Here is a 9254-nt window from a genome sequence, read left to right as displayed (position 1 = left end):
CCGCGGGGCATCAGGATTAACGCATCATCGTTGACGATTTTCGCTGGCAAGCCAGCTCCTACAGTGAACGCGGTCTGCTTTGCTTTTGATCTTGATCTGCGCCGTCGGAAGGCCGAGTGGAGGTGTTCTCCGGGGGGCAGGCGCGCAGCGCCGTGCGGCGAAGACGCACACATCGAGAGGAGGTGCAGCGCAGCAAACCGTAGGCGATGCCCCCGGATGGACACCGGCGCGAGGGGATGCCGAGCCTAGGCGTGGCACCGTACGTCAGGTGATAAAAGCGCTTGGTTACTTGGCGCTCTTCCAAGTAACCCGCCGTAAGGGCGGAACCCTAAGCCGCCGTTACCGCAGAATCGGATATGTACGCAATCAAAACAACCGCCCCGTCGTACCTCACGCCGAGACCTTGCCCTGGCGATGATCAGCAAAAAAAGCCTTGCCCTTGCCAATCCGATCAGACGCCTTGGGCATATTCGCGGCCTGGGTGTCCTGGCTGTCGACATACCAATAGCAATGACTCACCGCACGGGTAATGCCGACGTAAGCCAACCGCAGGATCTCGTCTTTCTGCGCGGTGTCATAAGGCTCGCTGTCACCGGCCTTGCCAAGACCGGCCATTCGATACACCTGATTCTTGTAAGGCGAACTGGTCAGGTGCTGGCAGTCGCCGAGCAGGAAAACCGCGTCCGCCTGCAAGCCCTTGGCGCTGTGGTAGGTCAGTTGCTTCAACCGTCGCGACTCATAGGGCAAGCTAGAATCAACATTAAGTACTGGCTTAATATGCTGTTCCATCAATGACTTATCGCTGCTTTTTCGATAGAGCATGAGGATTGAATCGCCTTTCCGGTAATGCTCCATGAGGCGCTGAGCCATGCCTTGGTCATCCCGGTCCAGCACGTTGACCGGCAGCAAGTCTCTCGGCTCGCCGCTGGCCTTTGCCTTCTTGCCGGCAATCGCCGGTGCGGCACGCACGATGTGCTCGGCGGCGTCGATGATGTGTTGGTGGCTGCGGTAATTGTCGCTGAGCATGACTTTGGTGGTGCTCGGCGACGGGAATTCCTTGTTGAACTCCATGAAGTAACTCGGCGAACTGCCGCGCCAACCATAGATCGATTGCCAGTCGTCCCCCACGCAAAGCAATGACGAGCGTTGCGCGCCTCGGCCCACGTGCATGGCCGGGCCGCGACTGCGGATCTCGGCCAGGCTGGCGCGGATCCACGAAACGATTTGTGGCGATACGTCCTGGAACTCATCGATCATCACATGCGAAAGCGGCCGCAGCAATTCATCACCCAGCAGCTTGAGGTTTTCTGGCGAATGTTCGCTGAACAAGGCGAACATTCGGTTGTAGGTCATGATGGGCGGTTTTTGATCGAGCAGATGATCTTCCAGCGCTCGCCAGAACAGGCTCAAGGCCTCGAAGAAAAACCGGTCCGGGTCGTCCTTGCCAAAACTCATCTGGCCTACAGCCGTCGGCACATCCAGACCAAGGTTTTCGATAAATCCGGCTGCTGTGACAAAGCAATCAAGCAAGGGTGCGCTCGCCAGCTCACCCTTGACCTTGTAATCGAAGCCCGGCCCGGCGCTGGCATCACCGGCCAGTGACGCCAGCACGCGTTTTGACGATTCATAACTATCCAGCCATATCAATGGCTTACGACAGAAAGCTTGAAACAGCGTGCGCTTCACTGCCCACTCCGCACGCACGCTCAGCTTGGCATTGGGTCGGGTAACCTGCGGGTTTTCCCGAGGATCGAAACCCAGCACCACCCAGGCGTCCAGCGACGGGATATAGCCGTGGCAATGGAAAGTCGAACCGTTGATTTCAAACTTCTGACGATTGGGCTCTATGCCCTTGATCGGCCAGGCTTTTGCTCGAAGCCACAGATCCTCGATCGTGTCGCAAAGCTCTTCATCGCGCTTGGCGGCAAGTTCGGTCACGGCCATGCGTTTCTGTACATCCGGGTGGTCGCGCTCCAGTTCCCTGAGTTGCAAGGCGTGGCGCGACAGCGGTTTGATCAGTTCACGAAGGCGCTCATCGCGGGTGTGCAAGGCGTGATAACAAGCATTGAGCTGCTGGCGCTGGGCATCGTTGATGCGCAGGTCGAACGGATTGCTATCAACCTCATCATCTGCGCCGGGGGTGCGGTGGCTGAGGTTTTCGAAGGCTTGCAGACGCTCGAAGCCCGGCAGGCTGCGGACCATGGGCAATATCCGCGAGTGGAAGGTGCGCACCAGATCGCGGGCCTCCTTGAAGCTGATCGCCCGCCCCCACAACGCGAACAGCTCAATCAGCTTGTTGATGAAGTCTTTGCGCGACTCACGGGTGAAGGTCACCACTGTCATCGAATCCAGTTCGAACCCCAGATACTGCGTCAGCAATACGATCCGCAGGACCAGTGTCGTCGACTTGCCCGCACCAGCGCCGGCAATCACCGACGTTGACGGCGTATCGCTGAAGATCATCTTCCACTGAGCGGCGCTCGGTTGCGCGTGGGAAGGCAGCAGCCGGGCAACATCGGCTTTCATGCGCTTTTTCAGGTCGGCGCTCAACGGCAGGCGCCAGTCATCGAACAGATAGTCATCGACGTTCGGCGGGCGATGCTCGGTGCTGCGCGAGTCGCGTATCAGCAGCACTTGGCGACCTTCTTCCAACCCTTCGAGCTTGCCTTCCTTGTAGCCGTAATCCACCCCGGCCGTGTGCCCGCTGCGAAAACCGTCGGCCTGGCCGTGCAACCAGGATGCCCGGTGCTGTGCACGCAAGCGCGTCAGGCCGTGGCCAAAAAAACGGGCCGCCAGCCGCTTGAGCAGCGGCATCTCGGCCAGGGGGCGAAGTTCAGGCGGAAGATCGGGGGTGTGTTGCGGCACGCGGACGGACTCCAGGGGCTGAGGCTGTTGAGGGCTATGGTGTCTGCATTTGCCGTTCAGTTCTAGTCAATTGCTTATGACTCATTGGGTTATGCGATTAACTGAAGGCTGGCTAAGAACATTTCTGAACGTTTTATATCAAGCTATTCGATTGTTATGAGGCACTTTTTACGCTTTTTATCGATTATTGCCTGCAGGATGATGGCCGTCATCAACCACCGGTCTCGCTTCATGGCTCACGCGTTAAGCCCCATGACGAACCTTTCAGGAGACGATCATGCTTGAACTCAGACCTTTCAACTCGCTTGGTGGCGCTCATCACGGCTGGTTGGATGCCCATCACCACTTTTCGTTCGCCGAATACCATGACCCTAAACGCATGAATTGGGGCAACCTGCGGGTGTGGAACGACGACGTGATCGCGCCAGGCACCGGTTTCCCGCAGCATCCACACCGGGACATGGAAATCATCACCTACGTGCGTGAAGGTGCGATTACCCACCAGGACAACCTGGGTAACAAGGGACGCACTGAGGCCGGAGACGTTCAGGTCATGAGCGCCGGGACCGGGATTGCCCACAGCGAATACAACCTGGAAGCGACGCCCACCAAGATTTTCCAGATCTGGATTATCCCCAACGAATCCGGCCTGGCACCTTCCTGGGGCGCCAAACCGTTCCCCCAAGGTCAGCGCGAAGGCTTCGTGACCCTGGCCAGCGGCAAGGCAGGTGATGATCAAAGCCTGCGCATTCGGGCTGATGCGCGCTTGGTAGCGGCAAATCTGAAGGCCGGTGAGACGGCCGAATATCGGTTGGACAGTGGGCGTCGTGCTTACCTGGTACCGGCGACCGGCGTCATCGAGGTCAACGGCCTGCGTGCACAAGCTCGCGACGGTGTGGCGGTTGCCGATGAGCAGGTGTTGCGAGTGACTGCCATCGAAGACAGCGAGATCGTGTTGGTGGATCTGGCTTGATCAGGTAACTGCCGGACAAAAAAAGGGTGACCGTAATGGTCACCCTTTTTTTTGATCGTTCCCATGCTCTGCGTGGGAATGCCTTAACGGACGCTCCGCGTTCGGCTCTTGATTGGGACGCAGAGCGTCCCGGGCTGCGTTCCCACGCAGAGCGTGGGAACGATCAAGATCACGTTGAAGAAATTGCGCCATCCACCAGCGTCTGCGCCTCGGCTACAAGCTGCTTGAGATGGTCATCGCTGACAAAACTCTCGGCGTAGATTTTGTAGATGTCTTCAGTGCCCGACGGACGTGCCGCGAACCAGCCGTTCTCGGTCATGACTTTCAAACCGCCAATCGCCTGGTCGTTACCCGGTGCGTGGCTGAGAATGCTCTGGATAGCTTCGCCTGCCAGCTCAGTCGAGGTGACTTGCGCTGGCGACAGCTTGCTCAACAGGGCTTTCTGCTCCGGGTTAGCCTTGGCGTCGACGCGCACCGAGTACGGCTCACCCAGTTCATCGGTCAGCGCACGATAGGCCTGGCTCGGGTCGCGGCCGGTGCGTGCGGTCATTTCGGCGGCCAACAATGCCGGGATAAGCCCGTCCTTGTCGGTACACCAGACGCCGCCGTCCTTGCGCAAGAACGATGCGCCTGCGCTCTCTTCACCGCCAAAGCCCAGGGAGCCGTCGAACAGGCCGTCGGCAAACCACTTGAAGCCGACCGGCACTTCATACAGGCGGCGTCCCAGACGCTTGGCGACGCGATCGATCAGCCCGCTGCTGACCACCGTTTTGCCCACGGCTGCATCGGCGCGCCATTGCGGACGGTTCTGGAACAGGTAATCAATCGAGACCGCCAGGTAATTGTTCGGCGCCAGCAGGCCGCCGGACGGAGTGACGATGCCGTGGCGGTCGTGGTCCGGATCGCAGGCAAACGCTACGTCGAAGCGTTCCTTGAGGCCGATCAAGCCTTGCATGGCATGGGTGGACGATGGGTCCATGCGAATCTGGCCATCCCAATCCACGGTCATGAAGCGGAAGGTCGGATCGACCTCTTTGTTCACCACGTCCAGATCCAGGCGGTAGTGCTCGGCAATCGCCGACCAGTAGCGCACCCCTGCTCCGCCCAATGGATCGACACCCAGACGCAGCTTGGCATCGCGAATGGCATCGAAATCGATCACGTTGATCAGGTCGGCCACGTAGGTGTTCACATAATCGTGACGATGGGTGGTGCTGGCCTTTAGCGCTTGTTCATAGCTGATGCGCTTGACGCCCGCCAACTTGTTGACCAGCAGCTCGTTCGCCTTGGCTTCGATCCACTTGGTGATGTGGGTATCGGCCGGGCCGCCGTTGGTGGGATTGTATTTGTAGCCCCCGCTTTGCGGCGGGTTATGGGATGGGGTGATGACAATGCCGTCAGCGAGCCCGGAGGTGCGCCCGCGGTTGTAGCAGAGAATGGCGTGGGAAATGGCCGGGGTCGGTGTGTATTCATCACCTTCGGCAATCATCACCGTGACGCCATTGGCTGCCAGCACTTCAAGGGCGCTCGCGCCGGCCGGCGTGGACAGTGCATGGGTGTCGATTCCGACGAACAGTGGACCATCGATGCCCTGGGCTTCGCGATACAAGCAGATCGCCTGGCTGATAGCCAGAACGTGCCATTCGTTGAAACTCAGGTCGAAGGAGCTGCCCCGATGCCCGGACGTGCCGAAAGCCACGCGCTGGGTCGAAATGGCGGCATCAGGCTGGCCGGTGTAATACGCCGTTACCAATCGCGGGATATCGACCAACAATTCTGCCGGTGCCGGTTTGCCCGCAAAATGACTGAGTGTCATGCAAAACCTCTAGGATAGAGTGGTTCAGGGATTGGGTCGCAGTCTACTGGCAGTTTGACCGCTGCGCGACGTTATCGATCCCGGTTTACCCCATGCGCAATGTTATAAATCCCAAAGACCCAGTAGCGCCGGGCCTTTGCGCTCATTCCATCGCCTCCATTCGCAATGCGTCCGCCAACAAACCCAAGGCCATCGCGAGGTCCTGATCGCTGCCAACGCTATGGCTCAATCGCAAATGTTGTGCGTGCAGGCCTTGAAGACTGAACAGCTCTCCAGGCGCTACGACCACTTGCTGCTTGAGCAGGCGCTGGAATACCTGGCGCACATCGACCTGACGCTGCGATCGCACCCAGACTGTCGCGCCCCCCTCAGGCTCGACAAAATGCATGGCATCGCCCAATCGCTCCTGCAACAACTGGATCATCTGCGCTTTGCCATCCTTGAGGCGTCGGCGCAGCAGTTGCAGGTGCTGATCGATGCGCCCGTTGCTGTACAAACGGGCAATGGCTTTCTGGCGAATCGGAGACAGGCGGAAGGCACGCAATAGAAAATGCCGCTGTAACTCGGCGCTCCAATGGCGTGAAAGCAGATAGCCGTAGGGCGCTTCGGGCCCCATGATCTTTTCGAAGGTGGAAAATACGATCAATCGCTCCGGGGCCAGCAGATCACGAAATCGCAGCCCATCGGGTTCGAATTCAAGCTCACCGTAACAGTCGTTTTCAAGGACCCAACAGTCGTGCCTTTTGAGCAATTGGGCGACAACGTTGCGATTGTCATCGCAGGCGCGACTGCCCCTGGGCATGTTCAGGCCGGATGAGACCATCACCAACCGTACAGGCTCAGTGTCCAGCAATTGCTGGAGATGTTCGTGGTTCAAGCCGCCATTGGTCATCACTGGCCATTCGATCACTCGAATGCTCGCCGTTTTGAACAGTCGCAGGATCACCCAGTCGCACGGCGACTCGACCACGACGGTCGTATCCTTCAACTCCAGCGCATCCACAAGAATCTCCAGTACCCCGCGAAGATCCGCCCCGATATAAACATCTTCAGCGTTCCAGCAACGCACCGGCGAGGTGGTGTAACGCGCGGCCAATGCCATGCGCAGTTCCAGTTCGCCGCAAGGTTGAGCGTGCGCCTGCAGTTGGCGCGGGTACTGGCGCAGCAACTCTCTTTCGAGCAATAACAAAGGGCTGTCGATTGGCTGCAACATCGCCGGATCATCCGCGCTCAGAACCAGCATCCCAGGGCGACGAGCGTTGACATAAACACTTTCGAGCAAGTCGTTGCCGCTGTAGAGCAGGTTTGCAGACGGCACCGGTGGTGCGAAGTAACCTGACTTGGAGACGGAATAAACCCGACCTTCTTTTTCCAGCAACGCATACGCGTACTGAATGGTCGATATCGATACATTCAGCCGCACCGCCAGTTGCCGCAAAGAAGGCAGGCGCACACGCTCCTCACCGACAGGCTCGCTGATAAGACTGGTCAGATAGCGGTAAACCGCCTGGTAAGCGAAATCGGTTTCACGGGGCCCTTTCATGGATATGGGCCGTGGGCGTGATGACTGACGTTCACTTCAACGGCCTGCTGGCGATTCACCCGGTACGGGCGAGTGAGGGGCAAGCGCATCGATTTCCAGGCCAGCATAGCCACCCATCAACTCAGGCACCCTGCCCTCATCCACGACACTTTCCCGGCGATAAAGCTCACACACCAGATGCAGGGGCAAGCCGCTGACGTCGACCAACCATTGCACAATCTGATCCGCCACATGATGCCCCTGCATGGCCCGGTGCAAGTCAGGCAGGCCCACCATCATTCCAGGATGGCATCGGCGCAGGAATCGCTCCAGCGCTGCGCCGTTGTCCACGAAAGGCGCGAACAGCAGGCACACCAACTGCGCCTCGCTCAAACCCAGGTTTCGTTGCGCCTCGATTGCAATTTGTGTTCGCAGGAGCGTAATCGTCGCCGGGTTGCCGAACGCTTCAAACACCTGCTCGCACAAGCGCTCCGGCAGTCGTTTACGACGCAGCGTGATCAAGGCCCTTTGCAGATATTGGCCAACACCCTCCTCATAGGTGCGACCTTGCACAAAGCAGCCATGCAGCCCTCGCAGGTGCGCCGACAGAGGCAGGCTGACATAGTCGTTGTCACTGAGTTGATCGGCCAGTTCGTCCGCCTGGAATCCAAGAAAATCGGTGAGCAGCGGCCCACGCTCCTCCAGGTTGCTGACCATCAAGTCATGGATGTCTACGAGCGTTGCGCGGCGACAGGTTTCGAAGTCTTCGGCCGGACGCCAGGGCTGGTGCCCCGGTTCTGAATAAAACCGCTGATAGCCATTGCTGCCCATTTCATCGATAAAGGCGAACAAGCCGGCGTAACCTGGCTCATGGTGGCTTGATGAATGGTGACCAGCCTTGGCGGCAGCGCGTTTCAACCCTTCGAAAAACAGCTTTTGCTGGCGAGGCGTGTCGCTGCTGATCAAGACATCCACGCCATGATTCCATCGGGTGATCTGCCCATAGAACTCGCCGGTGGCCAGATACCCATCGTCCCAAAGATCAAGTAGCCCGCCGCAGGCCCGACGATGTCCGAGCATCAACATATTCAACCGGTTCGACTCGCGTCCGGCCCTGGAAAACGGCACCAGCGGGTCAAATGGCACAACCTTCCTGTTATCGGCCATCAGCACCTCAACCCGTGGATCGTCGCAGACGAACAAGGCGCTGTAACTGCGGTTTATGTTTTCCAGCGCCATCGGGTGGGTGCCGTTCAGACGCAAGGTCGCCACGCGTAAATGGAATGTCGCGGGCGCCCGGCTCGCGATGGTCAATTGTGCTGCGCGCAATAATGCCAAGGTGTAACAGCTGTCACGGGTGCCAGTCTGAATCGCCAGCACCTTTAAATCAGCTATCTGTTCCATGCCGCCGGCAGCCGCCCCCAAACGCTGAATCAACAACTGCAATGCCGTGCGCTCGGCTCGGGAAAAGAAACTGAGTAATCGTGCCAGCACTTGCTGGTAAACATTACTCATGGCTTGTTCATGGATATTGGTCATCTTTTTGTACCTGGTACTCGTAGTTCAATAACGCGCATATAGCAGGACGCACAGCGCAGGAGATTGACCTGAACTTGGTTTGGATATTGGTTTTATTGCCAAATGCTAGCACTTAATCTTCAGATCAACATTTGAGCGCATGTGAGGTTGCGGACACCTTGCACACGGGCTAGCGACCTGAATACCCGCTTGAAACAAGGTTCTTGCGACGTTTCTTTATGTCCTAGGAAACTTCCCACAAAGTCCCACAGACGTTTAGCACAGGAAATAAAGAAAGAAGATTCCGACGTTTGCTCAACAGCCGTACAACAGCCAATTAGTTCTTGAATATATATCCGCAGTGCGCATTGACAAGTATCAGCCTGATACCGGCTCATAGCTCATTCCCTGAGATGAAAGTAATCATCCAATTATCAGGGCTTAGATGCTGATTAGAAGCTACAGATCGAGAGCAAAAACCAGTTCAGTTGCAGAACTGCCTCACTGACAGATCAGCGAGTAGTCTCATGTAGGAAAGTGCTGTAAGCAAAAAGAGTCCG

At 57.8% G+C, this 9254-nt stretch carries 5 protein-coding genes; 1 reads left to right on the top strand and 4 read right to left on the bottom strand.

All coding sequences use genetic code 11. The features are described from left to right. Positions 1-390: 390 nt before the first annotated feature. Positions 391-2865, bottom strand: a complete 2475-nt coding sequence (locus ACRESJ_RS28765) for a UvrD-helicase domain-containing protein (RefSeq protein WP_431760899.1) — start codon at positions 2863-2865, stop codon at positions 391-393. 277 nt (positions 2866-3142) lie between these two features. Here ACRESJ_RS28765 and ACRESJ_RS28760 point away from each other — a divergent pair, with 277 nt between their 5' ends. Next, on the top strand, positions 3143-3838 hold the full coding sequence (locus ACRESJ_RS28760; RefSeq protein ID WP_431760898.1) for a pirin family protein: 696 nt from the start codon (positions 3143-3145) through the stop codon (positions 3836-3838). Between the two features lie 169 nt (positions 3839-4007). Here the strand turns inward: ACRESJ_RS28760 and pgm are convergent, their stop codons facing one another. The 3 genes from pgm to ACRESJ_RS28745 form a co-directional block, all read right to left on the bottom strand. Next, a complete protein-coding gene (pgm, locus tag ACRESJ_RS28755; protein WP_431760897.1) occupies positions 4008-5654 on the bottom strand; it encodes a phosphoglucomutase (alpha-D-glucose-1,6-bisphosphate-dependent) in 1647 nt (548 codons plus the stop codon). 142 nt (positions 5655-5796) lie between these two features. Next, a complete protein-coding gene (locus ACRESJ_RS28750; protein WP_431760896.1) occupies positions 5797-7197 on the bottom strand; it encodes a PLP-dependent aminotransferase family protein in 1401 nt (466 codons plus the stop codon). A gap of 36 nt (positions 7198-7233) precedes the next feature. Then, the gene (locus tag ACRESJ_RS28745; RefSeq protein ID WP_431760895.1) at positions 7234-8715 is read right to left on the bottom strand and encodes a hypothetical protein; all 1482 of its coding nucleotides are present in this window, start codon (positions 8713-8715) and stop codon (positions 7234-7236) included. Positions 8716-9254 lie beyond the last annotated feature (539 nt).

Source organism: Pseudomonas sp. (assembly GCF_050739655.1).
Classification (GTDB): domain Bacteria; phylum Pseudomonadota; class Gammaproteobacteria; order Pseudomonadales; family Pseudomonadaceae; genus Aquipseudomonas.
Note: the sequence above shows the minus strand (reverse complement) of the source record. Positions and strands in the feature narration are given on the sequence as shown.

What these genes read in the sequence shown, in the direction of transcription:
- pgm (WP_431760897.1), bottom strand. Translation starts at nt 5,654, where the DNA reads ATGACACTCAGTCATTTTGCGGGCAAACCGGCACCGGCAGAATTGTTG.
- ACRESJ_RS28760 (WP_431760898.1), top strand. Translation starts at nt 3,143, where the DNA reads ATGCTTGAACTCAGACCTTTCAACTCGCTTGGTGGCGCTCATCACGGC.
- ACRESJ_RS28750 (WP_431760896.1), bottom strand. Translation starts at nt 7,197, where the DNA reads ATGAAAGGGCCCCGTGAAACCGATTTCGCTTACCAGGCGGTTTACCGC.
- ACRESJ_RS28745 (WP_431760895.1), bottom strand. Translation starts at nt 8,715, where the DNA reads ATGACCAATATCCATGAACAAGCCATGAGTAATGTTTACCAGCAAGTG.